The 24357-nt window shown below is 60.1% G+C and carries 19 protein-coding genes; 17 read left to right on the top strand and 2 right to left on the bottom strand.

What is annotated here, in order from left to right; translation table 11 throughout:
- Positions 1-188: 188 nt before the first annotated feature.
- On the bottom strand, positions 189-1382 hold the full coding sequence (locus tag ASG35_RS06845; RefSeq protein ID WP_056354619.1) for a M20 aminoacylase family protein: 1194 nt from the start codon (positions 1380-1382) through the stop codon (positions 189-191).
- Positions 1383-1549: 167 nt separating this feature from the next.
- Between ASG35_RS06845 and ASG35_RS06850 the strand changes: the two genes are divergently transcribed.
- Positions 1550-3631, top strand: a complete 2082-nt coding sequence (locus ASG35_RS06850; protein ID WP_056354623.1) for a molybdopterin-containing oxidoreductase family protein — start codon at positions 1550-1552, stop codon at positions 3629-3631.
- A 156-nt stretch (positions 3632-3787) separates the two neighbouring features.
- Positions 3788-5461, top strand: a complete 1674-nt coding sequence (locus ASG35_RS06855; protein ID WP_056354625.1) for a long-chain fatty acid--CoA ligase — start codon at positions 3788-3790, stop codon at positions 5459-5461.
- 156 nt (positions 5462-5617) lie between these two features.
- Here the strand turns inward: ASG35_RS06855 and ASG35_RS06860 are convergent, their stop codons facing one another.
- A complete protein-coding gene (locus ASG35_RS06860; protein WP_056354628.1) occupies positions 5618-6772 on the bottom strand; it encodes a porin in 1155 nt (384 codons plus the stop codon).
- Between the two features lie 311 nt (positions 6773-7083).
- On the opposite strand from ASG35_RS06860, the gene coq7 reads away from it, so the two are divergent.
- The 15 genes from coq7 (at position 7084) to ftsA (ending at position 24315) form a co-directional block, all read left to right on the top strand.
- Positions 7084-7743 (top strand): 2-polyprenyl-3-methyl-6-methoxy-1,4-benzoquinone monooxygenase, encoded by a 660-nt coding sequence (gene coq7, locus ASG35_RS06865; RefSeq protein ID WP_056354631.1) that lies wholly within the window; start codon positions 7084-7086, stop codon positions 7741-7743.
- Positions 7744-8154: 411 nt separating this feature from the next.
- The gene (mraZ, locus tag ASG35_RS06870) at positions 8155-8583 is read left to right on the top strand and encodes a division/cell wall cluster transcriptional repressor MraZ (protein WP_056354633.1); all 429 of its coding nucleotides are present in this window, start codon (positions 8155-8157) and stop codon (positions 8581-8583) included.
- Between the two features lie 16 nt (positions 8584-8599).
- On the top strand, positions 8600-9565 hold the full coding sequence (rsmH, locus tag ASG35_RS06875; RefSeq protein ID WP_082508265.1) for a 16S rRNA (cytosine(1402)-N(4))-methyltransferase RsmH: 966 nt from the start codon (positions 8600-8602) through the stop codon (positions 9563-9565).
- Positions 9562-9906: a cell division protein FtsL gene (gene ftsL, locus ASG35_RS06880; protein ID WP_056354641.1), complete on the top strand. Its 345-nt coding sequence runs from the start codon at positions 9562-9564 to the stop codon at positions 9904-9906. Before rsmH ends, ftsL begins: the two co-directional genes overlap by 4 nt.
- On the top strand, positions 9903-11762 hold the full coding sequence (locus ASG35_RS06885) for a peptidoglycan D,D-transpeptidase FtsI family protein (protein WP_056354643.1): 1860 nt from the start codon (positions 9903-9905) through the stop codon (positions 11760-11762). The genes ftsL and ASG35_RS06885 overlap by 4 nt, the downstream gene beginning before the upstream one ends.
- A complete protein-coding gene (locus ASG35_RS06890) occupies positions 11759-13297 on the top strand; it encodes a UDP-N-acetylmuramoyl-L-alanyl-D-glutamate--2,6-diaminopimelate ligase (RefSeq protein WP_056354646.1) in 1539 nt (512 codons plus the stop codon). The genes ASG35_RS06885 and ASG35_RS06890 overlap by 4 nt, the downstream gene beginning before the upstream one ends.
- The gene (locus ASG35_RS06895; protein WP_056354649.1) at positions 13294-14706 is read left to right on the top strand and encodes a UDP-N-acetylmuramoyl-tripeptide--D-alanyl-D-alanine ligase; all 1413 of its coding nucleotides are present in this window, start codon (positions 13294-13296) and stop codon (positions 14704-14706) included. The genes ASG35_RS06890 and ASG35_RS06895 overlap by 4 nt, the downstream gene beginning before the upstream one ends.
- A 15-nt stretch (positions 14707-14721) precedes the next feature.
- Entirely contained in the window at positions 14722-15891 is a 1170-nt protein-coding gene (gene mraY, locus ASG35_RS06900; protein WP_056354651.1) for a phospho-N-acetylmuramoyl-pentapeptide-transferase, read from the top strand.
- Between the two features lie 29 nt (positions 15892-15920).
- Entirely contained in the window at positions 15921-17447 is a 1527-nt protein-coding gene (gene murD, locus ASG35_RS06905; RefSeq protein ID WP_056354654.1) for a UDP-N-acetylmuramoyl-L-alanine--D-glutamate ligase, read from the top strand.
- On the top strand, positions 17444-18772 hold the full coding sequence (gene ftsW, locus ASG35_RS06910; RefSeq protein ID WP_056354657.1) for a putative lipid II flippase FtsW: 1329 nt from the start codon (positions 17444-17446) through the stop codon (positions 18770-18772). Before murD ends, ftsW begins: the two co-directional genes overlap by 4 nt.
- Positions 18769-19914, top strand: coding sequence for an undecaprenyldiphospho-muramoylpentapeptide beta-N-acetylglucosaminyltransferase (murG, locus tag ASG35_RS06915; RefSeq protein WP_056354662.1), 1146 nt, complete (start codon positions 18769-18771; stop codon positions 19912-19914). The genes ftsW and murG overlap by 4 nt, the downstream gene beginning before the upstream one ends.
- On the top strand, positions 19911-21323 hold the full coding sequence (gene murC / locus ASG35_RS06920) for a UDP-N-acetylmuramate--L-alanine ligase (protein WP_056354663.1): 1413 nt from the start codon (positions 19911-19913) through the stop codon (positions 21321-21323). Before murG ends, murC begins: the two co-directional genes overlap by 4 nt.
- 8 nt (positions 21324-21331) lie before the next feature.
- Positions 21332-22279: a D-alanine--D-alanine ligase gene (locus ASG35_RS06925; RefSeq protein WP_442854815.1), complete on the top strand. Its 948-nt coding sequence runs from the start codon at positions 21332-21334 to the stop codon at positions 22277-22279.
- Between the two features lie 24 nt (positions 22280-22303).
- The gene (locus ASG35_RS06930; protein WP_056354670.1) at positions 22304-23056 is read left to right on the top strand and encodes a cell division protein FtsQ/DivIB; all 753 of its coding nucleotides are present in this window, start codon (positions 22304-22306) and stop codon (positions 23054-23056) included.
- Positions 23057-23082: 26 nt separating this feature from the next.
- Entirely contained in the window at positions 23083-24315 is a 1233-nt protein-coding gene (gene ftsA / locus ASG35_RS06935; RefSeq protein WP_031360698.1) for a cell division protein FtsA, read from the top strand.
- Positions 24316-24357 lie beyond the last annotated feature (42 nt).

A 24357-nucleotide genomic window follows, 5' to 3' on the forward strand; every position in this document is an offset into this window, starting at 1 on the left:
GTGAAAGTAGGTAATCGTCAGGCTCCCCCATTCCTCTGCATTCCATCGCAGTCGCTCAAAACCCCACCCGAAAAGTGGGGTTTTTTGCGTTTACGGGTCCAAATTATCGAACAGACTGCCTACCTCGATCTTTAGAAGAAGGGGTGTGTGTGACACCAACCCTTGCATTGGCTTGAAACCGGCTGACATCAGCGAGCTGCTAAAAACCTATCAGCAAGTTTCACGAAGTAAGTCGAACCAACCGATAACAACTCATCGTTGAAATCGTAGCTTGCGTTGTGAAGCATGCACGGACCCGCGCCGTGTCCCGACTCCCGGTGCTCTCCTTCACCGTTGCCCAAAAAAGCGTAGCAACCAGGCTTTGCAAGCAGCATGAACGAGAAATCTTCGGCGCCCATCGTGGGTTCCACTGATGCATTCACGTTCTGCGCACCCACAACATCCTCCATTACCGAAACTGCGAATCGCGCCTGTTCAGGGTCATTGATCGTAGGCGGGTAATTTCGATAAAACTCGAGCACGCCTTCGCACTCGTACGCCTGTGCTGTAGATTCAACGATCGTCTTCATACGCCGTTCTATCAGATCCAGCGTTTCGACAGTAAATGTTCTTACCGTGCCGCCAAGCCACGCATCGTCGGGGACAACATTGACCGCGTCACCCGCATGAATTTGCGTGATCGACAAAACGGCGGTATCGATAGGCTTCTTGCTCCGCGTGATGATTCCCTGCAGTCCGTTGGCAATTTGCATCGCGGCGAAAATCGGATCGTGGCCGTTGTGCGGTAACGCTGCGTGCGATCCAATCCCTTTGACGGTGACGCGAAACTCATTGCTCGACGCCATCAACGGGCCTTCTGTCACGCCGAACGTACCTGCATTCATGCCCGGCCAGTTGTGAACGCCGAACACGGCATCGACGGGAAACTGTTCAAACAAACCGTCCTTGATCATTGCTTTAGCGCCAGCGCCGCCTTCTTCCGCAGGCTGGAAAATGAAAACGATGGTGCCATCGAATTTGCCATGCTTAGCCAGATGTTTGGCGGCGCCGAGTAGCATTGCCGTATGGCCATCGTGACCGCAAGCATGCATGCGTCCAGCGTTCTGCGATTTATGGCCGAATGTGTTCAGTTCCGTGATTGGCAAGGCATCCATGTCGGCGCGCAGGCCAATACTTCTCGAACTGGAGCCGCGCTTCAATACGCCGACAACGCCGGTCTTTCCCATTCCACGATAAACCTCCAGCCCCCATCGCTCGAGATTTTCTGCGACCAGTTTTGCGGTACCCACTTCTTCGTAACGTAGTTCCGGGTTTGCGTGGATCGTTCGGCGCAAAGCTTTGATTTCTTCGTGTGATGCTTCGATTTCTGGAATCAGATTCATGAAACAAGCCCCTGTCTGAACAATTAACGTTGCACGCGCTGTGATCCGCGTTAGTTGTTCCATTCTACGCCCGCGATTATTTATCGATGTTCGAGGCAGTGAGCTTCGGCCAACCGTAATAAAATTGTCTCTTCTGGCGGATATCGCCAGCCTCCAACGGATCTTCCATGAACGCTCCCGCCGAATTCGTCCGCGCCGTATGTCCGCACGATTGCCCCGACACGTGCGCAATGCGCGTCACGGTAAAGGACGGCCGCGCGATCAAGATTTCCGGCGACCCCGATCATCCGCCAACGCAAGGCGTGCTTTGCACGAAAGTGACGCGGTATGCAGAGCGCACGCATCACAAGGACCGGCTGCTTACGCCCTTGCGTCGCGTCGGCCGCAAAGGGGAAGGTCGTTTCGAAGCGATCGGCTGGGATGAAGCGCTGAAACTCGCTGCCGATCGGCTAGGCGAAATTGCCGCCCGCGCGCCCGAAGCGATCATGCCGTACAGCTATGCGGGCACGATGGGCCTTGTGCAAGGCGAAAGCATCGCGGCGCGTTTCTTCAATGCGCTGGGTGCGTCCCGGCTGGATCGGACGATCTGTGCGGCCGCCGGCGCCGCGGGTTTGCGTTACACGTATGGCGGAAGTCTCGGCATGCATACCGAGTACTTCGAGGAAAGCGAGCTGATCCTGATCTGGGGATCGAATCCGATCGCATCGAATCTGCATTTCTGGACGCGCGCGCAGGAAGCCAAGCGGCGCGGGGCGCGGCTGATTGCAATCGATCCGTATCGATCGCTTACGGCAGAAAAGTGCCATCAGCACATTGCGCTGAAGCCCGGAACAGATGGCGCGCTCGCGCTCGGCATGATTAACGTGCTGATCGGCGATGGACTGCTTGATCGCGAGTACATCGCGGCGCATACCTTGGGTTTCGATCAACTGGAGGCTCGCGCGCGTGACTATCCGCCGTCACGTGTGGCCGAGATTTGCGGGATCGAAGCGCAAGTCGTGATCGATCTCGCCCGCGCGTTTGGCGCGACAAAGAAGGCATCCATACGTCTCAACTATGGCATGCAGCGCGTGCGCGGCGGCGGCAACGCGGTTCGTGCGATTGCCTGCTTGCCATCGCTGACCGGTGCGTGGCGAGAACGGTCGGGCGGCTTGTTGCTTTCATCGTCGAATTGGGCGCCCGTAGACGTCAACGCGCTAGAACGGCCCGACTTGCTGCCGGGCTGGCCATCGAAATTACCGCGCATCGTGAATATGAACGCTATCGGCGATGCGCTTCTGCATGCCGGCGACGCCACGTTCGGTCCGAAGATTGAAGCGATGATTGTCTACAACTCGAACCCGGTCGCCGTTGCACCGGATTCGGCGAAGGTCGCGGCGGGTTTCGCGCGTGAAGATCTGTTCACCATCGTGCTCGAGCATTTCCAGACCGATACCGCCGATTACGCGGACCTGATTTTCCCCGCGACCACGCAACTTGAACATCTCGATGCCCACAAGTCCTACGGCCACACGCATGTAATGGCGAACTTGCCGGCGATCGCGCCGGTGGGCGAGTCACGCGCGAACACGGAGATTTTCCGCGGCCTGGCGAAAGCGATGGGTCTGACACATCCCGCGTTGTTCGAAAGCGATGACGAGGTGGCATCGAAGGCATTCAAATGGAGCGATGCCGCGCTCGCAGGCGTGACGTGGGAAACGCTGAAAACAAGCGGATGGGCGCAACTCAAGCTTCCGGATGCGCCATTCGCGGAGGGCGGATTCCGCACGCCATCGGGGAAATGTGAGTTCTTCAGCGAGCGTCTCGAGCGCGCCGGACTCGAACCGGTTCCCGACTATTTGCCGCCGTATGAATCGGCCGCACACGCACCGGAATTGGCTGCGCGATATCCGCTCGCGATGATCTCGCCGCCAGCCCGGAACTTCCTCAACAGCAGCTTCGTCAACGTCGAAAGTCTCCGTTCGACCGAAGGTGAGCCACATCTGGACATCCATCCAGCCGATGCCCACACCCGCCAGATCACCAACGGCGAAATGGTGCGGATCTTCAACGATCGCGGATCGATGCAAGCGCGGGTTCGCATCACGGATCGGGCGCGCGAGGGCGTGGTGGTGGGTTTGTCGATCTGGTGGAAAAAGCTCGCGCCGGACGGCTGCAATGCGAATCAGGTTACGAGCCAGGCGCTGACCGACCTCGGCGGCTCTGCGACATTTTATGACTGTCTCGTGGAGGTCGAGGCAGCCTGCTAGATCGGGCGGAAAGTCAGGCGGGGAAAGGGAACGACACGTGCCGGACGGTTTGGAAGCTGGCGTCTAACCCGGTTGTCGGAAAGTGATCCAGCCGCTACGATGCGCAAGAGACAATTTTCGCACGACCATTCTAAAATCATACAAAGGAGACGCCGTATGGAAAAAATCTGGCTGAAGTCCTATCCGGCAGGCGTGCCCGAGGAAATCGATCCAACCCGCTACAACTCGCTTTCCGATCTGCTTCGGGAGAGCTTTCGCGAAAACCGCAGCAAGCGCGCGTTTGTTTGCATGGGCAAGGCGATCACGTATGGCGAACTCGATACCCTTTCAACCCGGCTCGCTGCCTGGTTCCAGTCACGCGGTCTGAAGCCGGGCGCGCGCATCGCGATCATGATGCCGAACGTGCTGCAATATCCTGTCGCGATCGCGGCGATATTGCGCGCGGGGTATGTCGTGGTGAATGTGAATCCGCTTTACACGCCACGCGAACTCGAACACCAGCTGCGGGATTCCGGCGCACAAGCCATCGTCGTTCTCGAAAACTTCGCGCATACCGTGCAGGCGGTCGTGAAGAACACCGCGATTGAACATGTCGTGGTCGCCGCGATGGGCGACCTGATGGGCGTGAAGGGCATGATCGTCAACTTCGTCGTGCGTCGCGTGAAGAAACTCGTGCCGACGTGGAATCTTCCCGGCCATGTGAGCTTCAACACCGCGCTTCGACAAGGCGCGAGCGAAACGCTCAAGCCGGTCAGTCAAGGACCGAACGATATCGCGTTTCTGCAGTACACCGGCGGCACGACCGGCGTGGCGAAGGGTGCGATGTTGCTGCATCGGAACTTGATCGCGAACGTGTTGCAGTCGGAAGTCTGGCTCGAACCAGGGCGCAGGAACCGGCCTGATATCGATCAGTTCATCAGCGTCGTGGCGCTGCCGCTTTATCACATCTTCGCGCTGACCGTTTGCGGATTCCTGACCATTCGAACGGGCGGCTTGGGCATCCTGATCCCGAATCCGCGCGATATCGCCGGCACGATCAAGGAGCTCAAAGGCTTTCCCATCAATACGTTCCCCGCTGTCAACACGCTCTACAACGCGTTGCTGAACAACCCGGAATTCGCGAAGCTCGACTTCTCCAAATTGATCGCGGCGAATGGCGGCGGCATGGCGGTGCAGGAAGCCGTGGCGAAACGCTGGTTCGAGATCACGGGCTCGCCGATTATCGAAGGGTATGGATTGTCCGAAACGTCCCCATGCGTGACGTGCAATCCCGTGACCGCAACGGAATACACCGGTACGATTGGTTTGCCGTTTCCATCGACGGAAATTTCCATTCGCGACGACGACAATAACGAAGTGCCGCTCGGCCAGCCCGGCGAAGTCTGCATACGTGGACCGCAAGTGATGGCGGGCTACTGGAATCGTCCCGATGAAACCGCGAAGGTGATGACGCCCGACGGCTTCTTCAAATCGGGCGATGTCGGCGTGATGGATGAACTCGGATACGTGAAGATCGTCGACCGGAAGAAGGACATGATTCTGGTGTCGGGTTTCAACGTGTATCCGAACGAGATCGAAGATGTCGTGGCCAAGCTTCCTGGCGTTTTCGAAGTCGCCGCAGTGGGTGTGAAGGACGCGGCATCGGGTGAAGCGGTGAAACTATTCGTCGTGCGGCGGGACCCGCATCTGACCGAGGCCGATGTCATCGCCTACTGCAAGGAGCGGCTGACCGGCTACAAGCGGCCGCGCGTGATCGAATTCCGGACCGAGTTGCCAAAGAGCAATGTCGGCAAGATTTTGCGTCGGGAGTTGCGCGACGGCAACGCTTGAGGCTTCCAGGCCTGCGAATACCGCGTATTAAGACGAAACCTCTGCATCGAAAGACGCGGAGGTTTTTTTTCGTCCTCCGAAGACTGCGGAGAGAGTCGCCGAATAAAAAAAGGCGCCCGAAGGCGCCTTTCAAGACAACTGTTTTATTACGACTTATTAGAACTTGTGGCGGATACCGACGATAGCCGCAACTTGATTCGACGTCGTCGATGCCGACAGACCGTTGATTTGCGCAACTGCCTTGCCGACCGAGTCCGTGCCGCTTGCGTGCTGGTACACGCCATCGACGTAGACGTCCGTACGCTTCGACAGGAAGTAATCCGCGCCGATCACGCCTTGATGGTACTTCGCGTCGTTCACGCCATAACCCTTCGTGTAGTCGTATGCAGCGCCCAGCAGGAATGCCGGCGTCAGCTGATACTTGAAGTTCACTTCGGCGTTGTGGAACTTGGCGCTGCCGTTCGTGACCTGGCCTGCGCCCGTCACGCCGGTTTGACCCAGATCCTTGAACTGCGTGTTGCTGTACGTTGCGCCGACAGTCGCCGGGCCGAACGTGTACGCGCCGCCTGCGGAGATGATCTGTTGCGTCTTCGCCGTTGCGTAGCCCGAATACACGCGCGAGCCGGTCATGTTCGACGTTGCAGCGTTCGACGTTGCGTTATTGCCGAAGAACGAGAAGTTCGGGTTCTTGACGTTCACGTAACCTGCGCCCAACGTCAACGGACCTTGCGTATAGCCAATACCGCCCGACCAGATCTGGTTGCGGTTGAACTGACCAGCCACGCCGCCGAGGCTGTACAAACCGCCGAACGTGATACCGGCGTAGTTTGCGCTCGTGTACTTGACTGCGTTGTTCACGCGGTTCGAGTTGTTCAAGTTGTCCAGGTCACCCGGGTGCGCGCCGTAGAACGTGCCCCACTGGCTGCCGACTTCATACGCGCCCGTGTAGTCCACAACGGAGTCGTACTGACGACCAAGGGTAACTGCACCGAACTGGTCCGACTTGATACCAACGTAAGCCTGACGGCCGAACTCGTCGCCACCTTGGTTAAGACGGCCGGTGTACGGGTTGAAGCCGTTTTCCAACACGAACAGTGCCTTCAGGCCGCCACCCAGATCTTCCGTGCCACGCAGGCCCCAACGGCTGCCTTGCAGGTTGCCGGAGCTGGTCGCATACAACTTTTGACCTGCCGAATTGTTGTTATAAACAAAACCGGCATCGATAATGCCGTACAGCGTCACGCTGCTCTGAGCATGCGCGGCACCAGCAAACGTACCCAACGCAGCCAGAGCGAGAAGCGACTTTTTCATTGATGATCTCCAAAGGGTTGAAACTGTTTGGCGAGGTCACTGTTCTAGCGCCAGTGTGTTGACGTCCCCGCCGGGTACTTCAAAATTGAAGTTGAACGTAATGTAACAAAGAGCTTTTTAGCAACAAAGGAAAAGCCGCCCCTCCCTTTCCCTCGTGTGACGTTTACGCAACATGCGCTAAAATCAAGGCCTTACGGCGTTTTGCGACCCGTATTTGCCCTAGTTACGGCTTTCCAAGAGTACGTTTTTCGCAAGTTGATCGACTCCGTGCGGTCCCGAATCGCTCAGGAGATCGAAACAGGAGTTTTGAAATGACACTCGATGAACTGATCTCTGAGTTCGATCGTGGACTCCGGTCGATGACCGGCGTTTCCCGGATGTCCCGTCCGGTTCCCGAGCCGCAAGCTGCATATGTCGATGCAACCGATGCGATCGAGCATCCCGCGGAGACCGCTCTGACGGCGGAAGAGAAGGCGCATTCAGCAGGATTGATGCGTGTGAACCATGTCGGCGAGGTCTGCGCGCAGGCGCTGTATCAGGCGCAGAAACTGGCGACCAGCTCTACGTCGTTGAAGCGTGGCTTCGAGGACGCAGCACGCGAAGAAGAAGATCACCTTGCGTGGACGGCGCAGCGTCTGCGCGATCTCGATTCGAGGCCGAGCTTGCTCAACCCATTGTGGTACACGGGTTCGCTGGCGCTGGGTTTTCTCGCCGGGCGGTTTGGCGATCGCGTGAGTCTCGGCTTCATGGCCGAAACCGAGCGGCAAGTCGAGAAGCACCTGGACAGCCACATGACGAGTTTGCCGGCCAGCGATTACGCATCGCGCGCTATCGTGGATCAAATGCGTGTCGATGAAGCCGCGCATGCCGTCGCCGCAACCGAAGCGGGTGGGATCGAATTGCCGTTCCCGGTGCGGGCGCTGATGCGCGCAACATCCAAAGTCATGACGCGCACGGCGTACTATATTTAATCAACGTGTTTGCTTTATCGCCTTTCGACGTTTTGCTCGAAAGGCGTTTTCAACCTTCTGCTCCGATCTGCGCTCCATCTGGCCCGTAATTCCTAAGTTCAACGCTTTTGCGCATCGAAATTCCTCCCACTCTCCCGCATCAATTCACGTACTACCTTCACATTCATCACTACCTCATTCATTCATAACGGTTTTCGAGAATTCAGCCTACTGTAGCGGTCTGCGCTAAGTCATTGTTCTAGCAAACAAATTTAGTCAAAAAATGGCGGATCGTATTGACCGGCGAAATCCGTTCCTCTACAGTGGGAAATGGTGTGAGAAAGTGTATTTTTGTGTGAGTCAGCACGCACTTTCAGGCAATATTCCAACAAAGTTCGCTGCGCGCCACTGGGTGCCGAGAGGAGAGGGCGAGTGTTCCAAGGGGCTTCAGCGTTATCGCTCGATGCGAAAGGACGGATGTCCGTCCCATCTCGCTATCGCGACGCGCTGCAAGGACAGGCAGAAGGCCGGGTCACGCTCACCAAGAGCCCGGATGGATGCCTGTTGCTCTTTCCTCGCCCGGAGTGGGAAATCTTCCGTTCGAAAATCGCTGCACTCCCCATGGACGCAATCTGGATTCGCCGCATCTATCTCGGCAATGCCATGGATGTCGAACTCGACAGCGCCGGGCGCGTGCTGGTTTCGCCGGAATTGCGGGCTGCGGCCACGCTCGCCAAAGAAGTGACGTTGCTTGGAATGGGTAATTACCTGGAAGTGTGGGACGCGGCGACTTACGCCGAGAAGGAAAAGGCAGCAATGGCGCAAGGTATGCCCGACGCGCTGAAGAATTTCACGTTTTGACGCAGAGCTAAAGAACATGGCCCCTGCGATGAAAAACGAGTTGCAGCATCGCACGGTGCTGCTGGATGAAGCGGTCAATGCGCTGATTACGCGCGCGGACGGTACTTATATAGATGGCACGTTCGGGCGAGGCGGTCATAGCCGGCTCGTGCTGACGAAGCTGAGTGAAGCCGGACGGCTGATCGCTTTCGACAAAGACCCGCTGGCTATCGCCACGGCAGAACAGATTCAGGATTCGCGGTTTTCGATCGTGCATGAGAGTTTCGCCTCGTTAGCCGATGCCGCAGCCGAGCGAGGAGTGGGGAAAGTGTCGGGCGTGTTGCTGGATCTGGGTGTTTCGTCGCCTCAAGTGGACGATCCGGATCGCGGCTTCAGTTTCAGGGCCGATGGCCCGCTCGACATGCGGATGGACCCGAGCCGCGGCGAATCCGCAGCGGACTGGCTGGCGCGGGCAACGGTGCAGGAATTGACGGAGGTGATCAGAGATTATGGGGAAGAACGGTTTGCTTTTCAGATTGCAAAGGCGCTTGTTGCTCGCCGGGCAGAGTCCGACCGTCTTGGGCCTCTCGTCAGCACGGGCGAGCTTGCCCAAATCGTGGGTCACGTCGTCAAAACCCGTGAGAAGGGCAAGGATCCGGCAACCCGCACCTTTCAGGCTATACGGATTCACATCAATCAAGAGCTTGCGGAGCTGCAAGTAGTTCTGGACGCAGCATTGGCGTTGTTGGAGCAAGGGGGGCGCCTCGTCGTGATCAGCTTTCATTCGCTCGAGGACCGGATCGTCAAGCGTTTCATGCAGGCCCACGCGAGCGGGCCTGCGATCGATCGCCGACTGCCCATTCGTGCCGCCGACATTCCCACGCCACCGCTCAAGTTGCTCGGCCGTGTATTTGCTTCCGAAGCCGAAGTTGCGGCGAACCCGCGCGCCCGCTCCGCAGTCATGCGGATCGCCGAGCGCGTCACTGAGCAGACGGCGCCATGAACCGTCTGAATATCTTCCTGCTGATCGTCGTGCTGGGCTGCGCGTTGTCGGCGGTGAGCGCGTCGAACAAGCAGCGGCAGATCTTTATCAATGTGCAGCGGGCGCAATCGCAAGAGCGTCAACTGCAGCAGGATTTTTCACAGCTTCAATATCAGCAGAGCGCGTTGTCTAAAACATCGCGTATCGAGCAGTTGGCCATTACGTCCCTGAAAATGCAGCCCGTCACGACGGGCCGCACGCAATATCTGAACTATGACCCGGCAACATCGAAGGCGACAGATGCGCCGTTGCCTGCGCCCGTGCCGGCGTCGGCGCCTCCCGCACGCGGGGTGAAACGATGAAACCCACGCCAAAGAAGAACAAGGGCGTCGCCTTCACGCCAAATCCCATTCTCTCCGTGCGCCTCCCGATGTGGCGCTCGAAGCTCGTCGTGTTCCTGTTGTTCATGGCGTTTGTAGCGCTCGCCGGGCGCGCGTTCTGGATCCAGGGTCCGGGCAACGCGTTCTTCAAGAAACAAGGCGAAAGCCGCTATCAGCGCACGCTCGAACTGCCGGCCACGCGTGGCCAGATCAAGGACCGCAACGGCCTCGTGCTTGCGACCAGCCTTCCCGTAAAGGCAATCTGGGCAATTCCCGAAGCGGTTCCCGACGATCTCGGCGCGGACAAGCTCGGCCAGCTTTCCACGCTGCTCGAAATGTCGCCGAAGGAATTGCGCTCCAAGTTGTCGATGGATAAAACCTTCGTCTACGTGAAGCGCCAAGTGCCCATGGAAGTCGCGCAGAAAGTCGCGGCGCTGGATATTCCGGGCATCTACACGCGTGGCGAATACAAGCGCTTTTATCCGGAAGGCGAGATCACGGCGCATCTGATCGGCTTCACTAATATTGAAGACAAAGGTCAGGAAGGCGTCGAACTCGGCGATCAGGGCATTCTGGCCGGAACGCCGGGCATGCGCCGCGTGATCAAGGACCGGATGGGGCACATCGTCGAGGACGTCGATGAACAAGTCGTGCCGCACAACGGCGAAGACGTGGATCTGTCGATCGACAGCAAGATCCAGTACATCGCTTATACGAACCTGAAAGCGGCCGTCGAGAAATTCAAGGCGAAAGCGGGCGCGGCTATTGTTATCGACGTGAAGACGGGCGAGGTGCTCGCGCTCGTCAACTATCCGACCTACAACCCGAACGACCGCTCGCGCATGACCGGCGAGCAATTGCGCAACCGGATCATGACGGACACGTTCGAGCCGGGCTCGATCATGAAGCCGTTCACGGTATCGCTGGCGCTCGATCTGCATCGCGTGACGCCGAATACGCTGGTCGAAACGGGCAACGGTCAGTTCGTGCTCGACGGCGCGCGCATCACCGACGACTCGGGCTTCGGCACGCTCACCGTTGGCGGCGTGATCCAGAAATCGAGCAACATCGGCGCGACCAAGATTGCAATGCAGCTGAAGCCCGAAGAGATGTGGAACATGTACACGAGCATCGGGCTCGGGCAAGCGCCGAAGGTGGGATTCCCGGGCGCGGTGTCCGGACGTCTGCGGCCGTGGAAAAGCTGGCGCCGGATCGAACAGGCGACCATGTCGTATGGCTATGGCTTGTCGGCTTCGCTCTTCCAGCTGGCACGCGCCTACACTGCGATTGCGCATGACGGGCAAGTGTTGCCGGTCTCGATTTTCCGCACGCCTGGTGATTCAGCCGTGACCGGTCCTCAAGTGTTCGCGCCGACCACCGCGCGTGAAGTGCGCGCCATGCTCGAGACCGTGACGGCGAAGGGCGGCACGTCGCCGGATGCGGCCGTGCCGGGTTATCGCGTGGGCGGGAAGTCGGGTACGGCGTATAAACACGCGGGCCGCGGCTACGATAAATCCAAGTACCGCGCGTCGTTCGTCGGCATGGGTCCAATGCCGAATCCGCGCATCGTGGTGGCCGTTTCCGTCGATGAACCCACGGCCGGCAGTCACTTCGGCGGTCAGGTTTCGGGACCGGTGTTCTCGGCTATCGTCGGGGATACGTTGCGTTCGCTGAACGTTCCGCCGGACATGGCCGTGAAGCAGATGGTCGTCTCCGACGATCCCGCGTCCGGCACGCCCGCAACCGACATCAAGAAGCCGAACGCGACGACCGCGAATCTGCCGAAGAAGCTGAAGGTATCGGCGAATACGAAAACGCATCCGGGAGTCGTTCGATGAGCGACTTGATCAAGCAACAAGCGCAGATCGCGAAGGCGGTCGAATGGTTGCGCGCGCACGCCGATGCCGGTGCGCAGTTGCATGCCGACTCGCGTTCGCTTAAACCCGGCGACGTGTTTTTCGCCTATGCCGTCGATGGTGCCGACAGCCGTCCGCATATCGATGCTGCCTGGAAAAACGGCGCCGCTGCCGTGCTGTATCAGCCGGAAAACTTCTCGGGCAAACCGGATGCATCGCGTTCATTTGCCGTCAAGGCGTTGAACGAACTGGCCGGACCGATAGCATCGGCATGGTATGGCGAGCCGACTGATTCCATGCTCGTTGTGGGCGTGACCGGAACGAACGGCAAGACGTCGTGCAGCCAATGGCTTGCATCGGCGCTTTCCGCGTTGGGAACGCCCACCGCCGTGATCGGCACGCTGGGCAGCGGCATGCCGGGCAAGCTCGTGCATTCGGGTTTCACCACGCCCGACGCGCCGCAATTGCAACGCACATTCGCGCAGTTCAAGGCGGAAGGCGCGAAGGGCGTTGCCATTGAAGTGTCGTCGCACGCGCTGCATCAGGGGCGCGCGAACGGCACGAAGTTCGACATCGCCATCTTCACGAATCTCACGCAGGACCACCTCGATTATCACGGCACGTTCGCCGCGTACGAAGGCGCGAAGGCGAAGCTGTTCGCGTGGCCGGCGCTGAAAGCCGCTGTCGTCAATCGCGACGATGCAGCCGGTCAACGTCTGATCGCCGCATGTCACGGTCGCACGCGAACGATTGCGTATGGCGTTGAAGGTTCATTGGACGCGTCGAACGTGAAAGCCGATGCATCGCTGATCGCAAGCCGCGTTCGCGCAACCGCGACGGGCACGGCGTTTCACGTGAGTTCCGATTGGGGCAATGCCGACGTGGAAGTCGCGACGCTCGGCGAATTCAATGTCAGCAATTTGCTCGGCGTTCTGGGTGCATTGCTGGCCGCGCATGTTCCTTTCGATGCCGCGCTCGCGCAGATAGCGAAGCTCGAACCGGTGAATGGCCGCATGCAGCGCCTCGGCGGCCGCTTGCAGAACGACGAGCCGCTTGTCGTGATCGACTATGCGCACACGCCGGACGCGCTCGAAAAAACGCTCGAAGCGCTGCGTCCGATCGCACAAGCACGCGGCGGTCAGCTGATCTGCATGTTCGGTTGCGGCGGCGATCGCGATGCGACCAAGCGTCCGCTGATGGGCGGTATCGCGGAGAAGAATGCAGATCATGTGGTGATCACAAGCGATAACCCGCGCAGCGAGGATCCGCTCGCGATCATCGATCAGATTGCTGCAGGCTTTCAGGACGCGAGCAAGGCGCGCCGCATCGAGGACCGCGCGAGCGCGATTCTGCAGGCGGTGCGTACCGCGGCTCGTGAGGACGTGGTTGTGCTGGCTGGAAAAGGCCACGAAGCCACGCAGGAAATCATGGGCAAGAAGCGCGCGTTTTCCGATCAGGATCATGCGCGCCTGGCCCTCGCCGCTCGCGCCACGCAAGCGCGCGGAGGTGGTGAATGACGCTATTTACATTGCGCGACGCAGCGCTCGAGATTCCCGGCGCGATTGTCATAGGCGATGAAAACATCGCGTTCGATCGTGTCTCCACGGACAGCCGCACGGCCGGTCCGGGCGATCTGTTTATTGCGATCAAGGGCGACCGTTTCGATGCCCACAATTTCTTGCCGCAAGTCGCCCAACGCGGCGCAACTGCCGTGCTCGCCTCGCGTTTGCCCGATGACTTTGCAACGCCAGCCATCAAGGTAAGGGACACGCGCGTTGCGCTCGGTGCGCTCGCGCATGGCTGGCGCAAACGCTTCACGATTCCGCTGATTGCAGTCACCGGCAGCAACGGAAAAACGACGGTCAAGGAAATGATCTCGTCGATTTTCGCGGCGGCCGTAGGTGAAAGCGCGCGGCTTGCGACGGCGGGAAATTTCAACAACGACATTGGTTTGCCGTTGACGCTGTTCCGTCTGAACGAAACCCATAAGCTGGCCGTGATCGAACTCGGCATGAATCATCCGGGCGAAACCGAAACGCTCGGCAAGATTGCCGCGCCGACGGTCGCCGTTGTGAACAACGCGCAGCGCGAGCACCAGGAATTCATGGCAACGGTCGAAGCGGTCGCGCTCGAACACGCGTCCGTGATTCACGCGCTCGGCGCGAGCGGAACGGCCGTTTTCCCCGCCGATGACAAATACGCCAGCATCTGGCGCGTCGCCGCCACGGGCAATCCGATCCTGGATTTCGCCTTGCACACGGACGCGTCGCAAACCGATGCAGCGGTAACCGGCAAGCTGGCGGGCGCAACGCTGCATATCGCAACGCCGGAAGGCGCAACGGACGTCGCATTGCAAGTCCTCGGCGATCACAACGCGCGTAACGCTCTAGCGGCAACGGCGGCGGCGCTCGCCGCAAATGTTTCACTCGATGCCATCAAGCGCGGGCTCGAAGCGTTCGAGCCGGTGAAAGGCCGTTTGCAAGTGAAGCGCGCGGCGGTGAAGTCAATTGAAGGCGCGACGGTTATCGACGATACATACAACTCGAATCCCGATTCCATGCGCGCGGCCATCGACGTGCTTGCTTCGCAAGCTTCGCCGCGTGTGCTCGTGATGGGCGACATGGGCGAAGTCGGCGATCAGGGTCCGGCGTTTCATCGTGAAGTCGGCGCGTATGCGGCGCAACAGGGAATCGATGCGCTCTTCGCACTCGGCGACGCAAGCATTGACGCCGCGAAAGCATTCGGCGCGGCAGGCCAGCATTTCCCCGATATTTCCTCACTCATTGCAGCACTCACCGGCGCGGGCTTCGGACCCGCCGCCACGTTTCTCGTGAAAGGCTCGCGCTTCATGCAGATGGAGCGCGTGGTGGACGCCGTGACGAGTCCACACCAACCCGCAGCGGGCGCTACGCCCGCTGCGCACTGAAGAAGAAGGACCAGCATGCTACTCGCACTCGCGCAATGGCTTCAGAATGACGCCAGTTTTCTGCGCGTGTTTACCTATCTCACGTTCCGCGCAGTCGGCGCGACGATCACGGCGTTGTTCGTCGGTCTCGTGTGCGGTCCGTGGGTGATCCGCAAATTGACGCAGCTGAAGGTCGGTCAGGCCGTGCGCACGAACGGTCCGCAAACGCATCTGGTGAAGTCGGGCACGCCGACCATGGGTGGCGTGTTGATTCTGCTGGGCATCGCGTTTTCGACTTTGCTGTGGGCTGATCTGGCCAATCGATTTGTGTGGATCGTGATGCTCGTCACGTTCGGTTACGGCGTGATCGGCTGGGTCGATGATTACCGCAAGGTCGTGCACAAAGACCCGCGCGGCATGTCGTCGCGCGAGAAGTATTTCTGGCAATCGGCGATTGGCTTGTTCGCCGCCGTGTATCTCGCTTTCAGCGTGTCCGAGGCGAACAACGCGCGCGTATTCGACCTGTTCATGGCGTGGGTGCGAAGCGGTTTGTCGATGGGCTTGCCCGCGCGCGCCGACCTGATGCTGCCGTTTCTCAAATCGATCAGCTATCCGCTTGGCACGTGGGGTTTCATCGCCATGACGTATCTCGTGATCGTCGGGTCGAGCAACGCCGTGAATCTCACTGATGGCCTCGACGGTCTCGTGATCATGCCGGTGGTTCTGGTCGGTGCATCGCTCGGCGCGTTCGCCTATGTGATGGGCAGCTCGGTGTACTCGAAATACCTGCTGTTCCCACACATTCCTGGCGCTGGCGAATTACTTATCTTTTGTTCTGCGATGGGCGGCGCCGGACTCGCGTTTCTCTGGTACAACACGCATCCCGCGCAGGTCTTCATGGGCGACGTCGGCGCGCTTGCACTCGGCGGCGCGCTTGGCACCATCGCAGTGATCGTGCGGCAGGAAGTCGTGCTGTTCATCATGGGCGGCGTGTTCGTCGCGGAAACGCTTTCCGTGATGATGCAAGTGACCTATTTCAAGTACACGAAAAAACGCTTCGGCGAAGGGCGGCGCATCTTCAAGATGGCGCCGCTGCATCACCATTTCGAGTTGTCGGGATGGAAGGAAACGCAGGTCGTCGTGCGCTTCTGGATCATCACGCTGATGTTGTGTCTGTTTGGTTTGTCGACGCTGAAGCTGCGTTGATTTTAGTTGTCCGGGAAAAAGGTAAAGCGATGTTTGGCGAGAAGTTCTTCGATCGGCAAAGTCCGATGGTGCTCGTGCTTGGGCTCGGTGAATCCGGCCTCGCAATGACGCGCTGGTGCGCGCGTCACGGGTGCCGTCTGCGCGTGGCCGATACCCGCGCCACGCCGCCGAATCTGTCGGAACTTGCTGTGCATGGCATCGATGCGGAATTTGTCGGCGGTGCGTTCACGCCGGCGCTGCTCGATGGCGGGATCGAAATTGTTGCAATCAGCCCGGGACTGTCGCCTCTGGCTGATGATTTGAGGCCGCTCCTCGACGCCGCGCGGGAACGCGGCGTCCCAGTGTGGGGCGAGCTGGAATTGTTCGCGCAAGCGTTGAAGTCGCTTGGCGCGAACGGCTACACGCCGAAGGTGATTGCCATTACGGGCACCAACGGCAAGACCACGACAACCGCCATGACGGGGTTGTTGTGCGAGCGTGCCGGCAAGACCGTGGCGGTGGCGGGAAACATCAGCCCGGCCATGCTGGACAAGCTCAGCGAAGCAATCGACAACACCGCGTTGCCCGATGTCTGGGTGCTGGAGCTGTCGAGTTTTCAGCTTGAGACGGCACACTCGTTCGCGCCGGACGCTGCTGCCGTGCTGAACATTACGCAGGACCATCTGGACTGGCACGGCGGGCTCGACGCGTATGCCGCTGCGAAGGGCCGCATCTTTGGTGAGAAGACGGTTCGCGTGTTGAATCGTGATGACGCGCGGACCATGAAGCTGGCATCCGGGCTTCCGGCTTCGGGAATTGCGGCGAAGCTCGTGACGTTCGGGCTCAACGAACCGGTGCGTCTGGGTGACTTCGGTTTGCTGCGCGAAAACGGCATTGCGTGGCTGGCGCAAGGCCACGACCGCGATCTCAGCGATGAACCCACGCCCACGCGTCGCCGTAAAAGCGATGTCGCCGCGGAGCCGAACGTGTATTCGAAGCGCCTGATGCCCGTCGATGCATTGCGCGTTCGCGGCCTGCACAACGCGGCAAATGCGCTGGCTGCGCTGGCGTTGGCGCGCGCGGTGGACTTGCCGCTGGCGTCGTTGCTGCACGGCTTGCGTGAGTACAAGGGCGAGCCGCATCGCGTGGAAGTGATCGGGCAGATCGACGGCGTCGATTTCGTCGATGACAGCAAGGGCACGAACGTGGGCGCGACTGTCGCGGCGCTGGATGGTCTCGCGCAGAAGTCGGTGCTGATTGCCGGTGGCGATGGAAAAGGCCAGGACTTTTCGCCGCTCGAAGCGCCGGTCGAACGCTGGTGCCGCGCCGTGATGCTGATCGGGCGTGATGCACCGCGTATTCGTGCAGCGCTCGCTAACACGGACGTGCCGTTGCACGACCACGTAACACTCGAAGCCGCGACGCAAGCGGCCGCGCAACTCGCCCAGCCCGGCGACGCCGTGTTGTTGTCGCCGGCGTGCGCGAGCTTCGACATGTTCAAGAACTATGCACATCGCGCGGATGTTTTCCGGCAAGCGGTGGCTGATATTGCTGCAGACCGGGGGGTGATGCTATGAGCTGGTCCGAACGTTTTGGCTCGAAGCTGACAGGACAACGCAACGCGGTTGCGAACGACAGTGCGTCGCTTGGCGGACGTGCATCGCGCGTGGCCGGCGTGGGTGCGCTCGGCGGTCTCGGCGCTCGCGTGGCAGAAAAAGCCAGCGGCATTTCAAGCGCGGTCAACGGCGTTAAGCCGGCCCGCTCGCGCATGCTCGACTACGATTATTCGCTGTTGTGGGTCACCATCGCTTTGCTCGGGCTTGGCATTGTCATGGTGTATTCGGCGTCCATCGCCATGCCGGATTCGCCCAAGTACGCGCAATACCGCGATTACTTTTTCCTCGTGCGCCATCTTGTATCGATCGCAACGGCTGTCGTCGCGTCGATCATCGCGTTCAAGATTCCCGTTTCAACCTGGGACAAGTATGCGGCCAAGTTTTTCCTGGCTTCATTGTTCCTGCTGGTGATCGTGCTGATTCCACACATCGGCAAGGGCGTGAACGGCGCGCGCCGCTGGATTCCGCTCGGCATCACGAACATGCAGCCATCGGAAATCATGAAGCTCGCCGTGACCATCTACGCGGCGAACTACACGGTGCGCAAGCAAGAGTTCATGCACAGCATCGGCCGCGGCTTCTTGCCGATGGCAGTCGCCGTCGGCTTCGTCGGCGCGTTGTTGCTGCTCGAACCGGACATGGGCGCGTTCATGGTGATCGCCTGCATTGCGATGGGCGTGCTGTTCCTCGGCGGCGTGAACGCGAAGCTGTTCGGCGGACTGGTTGCCACTGCGGTCGGCACGTTCGCGTTGCTCGTGTGGGCATCGCCGTGGCGTCGCGAGCGGATCTTCGCGTACCTCGATCCGTGGGACGACCGATACGCGCAGGGCAAGGCCTACCAATTGACGCACTCGCTGATTGCCTTCGGCCGCGGCGAATGGTTCGGCGTAGGTTTGGGCGGCAGCGTGGAAAAGCTCAACTACCTTCCTGAAGCGCATACCGACTTCATCCTCGCGGTGATCGGCGAAGAGCTTGGGTTTGTCGGCGTGATCGTCGTGATCCTGCTGTTCTACTGGATCGTGCGCCGCGCGTTCGAAATCGGCCGCCAGGCGCTTGCGCTCGATCGCACGTTTGCGGGTTTGATGGCGAAGGGCATCGGCTTGTGGTTCGGTGCGCAGACGTTCATCAACATGGGCGTGAATCTCGGGCTGTTGCCAACCAAAGGTCTGACGTTACCGCTCGTGAGTTACGGCGGTTCGGGCATCTTGCTGAACTGCGTTGCGCTCGCCGTGCTGATGCGCGTGGACTACGAGAATCGCGTGCTGATGCGGGGAGGCAAGGTATGACGGCATCCGCGTCGAATCGCGCAGGCACGCTGATGGTGATGGCCGGCGGCACCGGAGGACACGTGTTCCCGGGGCTCGCGGTCGCTCACTGGATGCAGGCGCGCGGCTGGCGTGTGGTGTGGCTCGGCAACGCGGCGGGCATGGAAGCGACGCTCGTGCCGAAGCACGGCATTGCAATGGAATACGTGCGCTTCGGCGGCGTGCGCGGCAAGGGTCTCAAGACGAAGCTGATGCTGCCCGTGAACCTGCTGCGCGCGTGTTCGCAAAGCTTGCGCGCGTTGCGCACCGTGAAGCCTGACGTAGTGCTCGGCATGGGCGGATACATCACGTTCCCGGCAGGTTTGATGTCGAAGTTGAGTGGCACGCCGCTCGTGCTGCACGAGCAGAATTCCATCGCGGGGCTTGCGAACAAGGTGCTTGCGCATATCGCCAAGCGCGTGCTGGTCGCGTTCCCGAATGCGCTGCCGAATGCCGAATGGACCGGAAATCCAATTCGTGCGGAACTTGCCGAGACTCTGTCACCCAAAGAACGCTACGCCGCGCGCAATGTGAAGCCTGACGCGCGTCTCAATGTTCTGGTCGTCGGAGGCAGTCTGGGTGCAGCCGCTTTGAATGAAACCGTACCGAAAGCGCTCGCATTGCTCGATCCGGCGACGCGTCCGCACGTCGTGCATCAGGCGGGCGCGAAGCACATCGATGCGTTGAAGACGAATTACGCGGCAGCGGGTTTGACGTCGGACGAAGACGTGCGACTCGTGCCGTTCATCGACGATATGGCGAGCGCCTATGCCGCGGCCGATCTCGTGATCTGCCGTTCGGGCGCGATGACCGTATCGGAAATCGCAGCGGTGGGCGTGGCGGCGTTGTTCGTGCCGTTCCCCTTCGCCGTCGATGACCATCAGACAACCAACGCCGCATTTCTCGCCAACGAGGGCGCGGCGCACTTGATACAACAGCGCGATTTGTCGGCGGAAAAGCTTGCCGGCTGGTTGCGCGCTCAGACCCGCGAGACGCTCAGCCAGATGGCGGTGAAAGCTCGCGCCCTGGCGAAACCCGATGCAACTGAACGCGTCGGCCGGGTCTGCGCCGATGTAGCCGGCTTGAGCGCGCTGATACAAGCGCCGAAGGAAATCCAGCCATGAAACATATCGTCAAACACATTCACTTCGTCGGCATCGGCGGCGCGGGAATGAGCGGGATTGCCGAGGTGCTGCTCAACCTCGGTTACCAGGTCAGCGGCTCGGACCTGGCGAGCAATGGCGTGACCGATCGATTGACCACGCTGGGTGCGCGCGTGGCGATCGGGCATCGCGAAGAGAATATCGATGGCGCGAATGCCGTGGTCGTATCGACCGCTGTTCGCTCCGATAACCCCGAAGTGCTGGCCGCGCGTCATCGGCGAATTCCTATCGTGCCGCGCGCCGTGATGCTCGCGGAATTGATGCGGCTGAAGCAGGGCATCGCGATTGCCGGCACGCACGGCAAGACCACGACCACGTCGCTGGTCGCAAGCGTGCTGGCCGCGGGCGGTCTCGATCCCACGTTCGTGATCGGCGGCCGTTTGATCAGCGCGGGTGCGAACGCGCGGCTGGGAACGGGCGATTTCATCGTGGCTGAAGCCGATGAATCGGACGCATCGTTCCTCAATCTTTTCCCGGTGATCGAAGTCATCACGAACATCGATGCCGATCACATGGACACGTACGGCCACGACTTCGCGCGGCTCAAGCAGGCGTTCATCGAGTTCACGCATCGCTTGCCGTTCTACGGAATCGCCGTGCTGTGCGTGGACGATCCGAACGTGCGTGAAATCCTGCCGTTCGTCTCGAAGCCGATCATCCGTTACGGCCTCGGCGCCGAAGCGCAAGTGCGCGCGGTGAACGTGCAAGCGCGCGACGGCAAGATGCATTTCACGACGCTACGCGAAGACGCGAAGCCGCTCGATATCGTGTTGAATCTCCCGGGCACGCACAACGTGCAGAACGCGTTGGCGGCAATCGCAATTGCGACTGAACTTGAAGTCGCCGATGCCGATATCCAAAGGGCATTGCAGGAATTCACGGGCGTAGGCCGGCGTTTTCAGCGCTATGGCGAAGTGAAGGTGAAGTCGGCGGATGGCGGCGCGTACACGTTGATCGATGACTACGGTCATCACCCGGTCGAAATGGCGGCAACGGTTGCAGCGGCGCGCGGCGCATTTCCTGATCGACGCCTCGTGCTCGCGTTCCAGCCGCATCGCTTCACGCGTACGCGCGATTGCTTCGAAGATTTCGTGCGCGTGTTGTCGACCGTCGATGCCCTCGTGCTCACCGAAGTGTATGCAGCAGGCGAAGCGCCGATCGTCGCCGCCGATGGCCGCGCGCTCGCTCGCGCCATTCGCGTCGCGGGAAAAGTAGAACCGGTGTTCGTGGAAACCGTGGATGAGATGCCGGACGCGATCGCCACGCTGACACGCAACGGCGACGTAGTGATAACGATGGGCGCGGGTTCTATCGGCGGCGTGTGCGGCCGGCTGACCGCACAAGTTCAGGATTCGAAGGTTTTGAAATGACAAGTAACGTGAGCTCATCCGCAATCGACCCGAAGGTGTTCGGCAAAGTCGCCGTGCTGCTTGGCGGGGAAACGGCCGAACGCGAGGTATCGCTGAATTCGGGGCGTCTGGTGCTGCAAGGATTGCGCGATGCGGGTATCGACGCGCATCCATTCGATCCCGCTGAACGGCCGCTCGCCGAGCTGAAATCCGAAGGATTTGCGCGCGTGTTTATCGCGTTGCATGGCGGGTATGGCGAGAACGGCCAGTTGCAGGGCGCGCTCGATTTCTACGGCATCAAGTACACGGGCAGCGGCGTGCTGGGTTCGGCGCTCGGCCTCGATAAATTCCGCACCAAGCTCGTGTGGCAGCAAACGGGCGTGCCCACGCCGCCATTCGAAGTCGTGCTGCGCGGCGACGATTACGAAGACGCAGCGCAAAGAAGCATTGCGAAGCTCGGCTTGCCGTTGTTCGTAAAGCCAGCGAGCGAAGGGTCGAGCGTCGCGGTGATCAAGGTGAAGAGCGCGGAAGCGCTGGTGCCGGCGCTGATCGAAGCGGCGAAGTTCGACAAGATCGTGCTCGTTGAAAAAAGCATTGAAGGCGGCGGCGAATACACGTGCTGTATCGCGGGCGACCTGGACTTGCCGATCATCAAGATCGTGCCGGCCGGCGAGTTCTACGACTACAACGCAAAGTACATCGCCGACGACACGCAGTATCCGATTCCCTGCGGCCTGACGCCTGCCGACGAAGCGCGCATGAAACAGCTTTCACGCCGCGCGTTCGATGTGCTCGGCTGCACCGATTGGGGCCGCGCCGATTTCATGATGGACGCCGACGGCAATCCGTATTTCCTGGAAGTGAATACGGCGCCGGGCATGACCGATCACTCGCTGCCGCCGAAAGCGGCGCGCGCGGTCGGGATCAGCTACACGGAACTGGTGGTGAAGGTGTTGTCGCTGACATTGCAGGATTGAGACGGGATTTGGAACGTATAGAACATGTGGAATAACGCTCGCCAGATGAACCTCACGGCCAACGCACTGCACGTATTGCTCGTGTTTGTGCTGCTCGGTGCCGCCGGTTACTGGGCGATCCAGCGGCCGGAGTTTCGTCTGCGCGAGATTCAGATCGATGGCGACACGTTGCACATCAATTCACCAACAGTGCGCGCAAGCGTGGTCGGACATTTGAAGGGCAACTTCTTCACCGTGGATCTGGACGCAGCGCGCGCCGCGTTCGAACAAATGCCGTGGGTGCGTCACGCGAGCGTGCGTCGAGTATGGCCGAACGCGCTGGCGGTGACGCTGGAAGAATTCAAGCCGCTCGGCACGTGGGGCACGGATCAACTGGTGAGCGTGGACGGCGATCTGTTCACGGCGAACCAAGGCGAACTCGACGACGACCTGCCTGCGTTCGAAGGGCCGGATGGATCGGCGAAGGAAGTCGTTGCGCGGTATCACGATTTCACGAAGTGGTTTGCGCCGCTCGACGCGCATCCGGAAGAAGTCATCTTGTCGCCGCGATATGCGTGGACAGTGAAGCTTTCGAACGGTACGCAGATCGAATTGGGGCGCGAGCGCAATCAGGACACGTTGTTCGATCGCAGCAAAAGGTTCGTGGCTGCGTGGACGTCGGTGACGGGGCGGTGGGGAAATGACATCGAGTACGCGGATTTGCGCTATCCGAACGGCTTCGCAATCAAGGCCGCCGGCATGCGCTTCATCAGCGACAGCGACAAAGCGAAGAAGTAAGAGACAACACAGGCAATGAGCACGCTATGAGCAAAGACTACAAAGACTTGCTGGTCGCCCTCGACATCGGGACGTCGAAGGTGGTGGCGATCGTCGCCGAGTTGAAAGGCGAAGGCCACTACGAGGTGATCGGGCTCGGACAGAGCGACTCGAAGGGATTGAAGAAGGGCGTTGTCGTCAATATCGAGGCGACCGTCCAGTCGATCCAGCGCGCGCTCGAAGAAGCCGAATTGATGGCCGATTGCAAGATCACGAACGTGTTCACCGGCATTGCCGGCAGCCACATTCGCAGCTTCAATTCGAGCGGCATGGTCGCGATCAAGGACAAGGAAGTCACGCAGACCGACGTGGCGCGCGTGATCGAAACGGCCAAGGCGATCAACATCCCGACCGATCAGCAAGTGCTGCATATCCTGACGCAGGAATTCATCATCGACGGTCAGGAAGATGTGCGCGAGCCGATCGGCATGAGCGGCATCCGGCTGGAAGTGAAGGTGCATATCGTAACGGGCGCGGTGAGCGCGGCGCAGAACATCGTGAAATGCGTACGCCGCTGCGGGCTCGAAGTGAACGACCTGATTCTGCAGCCGCTGGCTTCGTCGCTGGCGGTGCTGACGGAAGACGAAAAGGAACTGGGCGTGGTGCTCGTCGATATCGGCGGCGGGACCACGGACATCGCCATTTTCAGCGAAGGCGCGATTCGTCATACGGCAGTGATTCCTATCGCCGGAGACCAGATCACGAGCGACGTGGCCATGGCCTTGCGCACGCCCACACCGGATGCCGAAGACATCAAGGTGAGCTACGGGATCGCGAAGCAGGCGCTCGCCGATCCGGACGAAATGATCGAAGTGCCGGGACTCGGCGAGCGCGGTCCGCGCACGTTGTCGCGTCAGGCATTGGCGGCGGTTGTCGAACCGCGCGTGGAAGAACTGTTCTCGCTCGTGCAACAAGTGGTGCGCGAGTCGGGCTACGAAGAATTGCTCAGCAGCGGCGTGGTGTTGACCGGCGGCGCGTCGATGATGCCCGGCATGGTCGAACTCGGCGAAGACATTTTCCTGAAGCCGGTGCGCATCGGCGTGCCGGAATACGCGGGCGGTCTCGCGGACGTGGTTCGCAATCCGCGTTATTCCACCGCGATGGGTTTGCTCGTCGAAGGCCGTTCACAACGCATGCGCGGCCGCAAGGTCGCTGTGCAGTCCGGATCGATGGGACAGGTTTTGGGACGCATGAAAGACTGGTTCCTTGGGAATTTTTAAATACGAATTCGCGCTGGTGCCGGCGGCTGGCGCGCGACAAGA

It is taken from the genome of Burkholderia sp. Leaf177 (assembly GCF_001424345.1).
Taxonomy (GTDB): domain Bacteria; phylum Pseudomonadota; class Gammaproteobacteria; order Burkholderiales; family Burkholderiaceae; genus Caballeronia.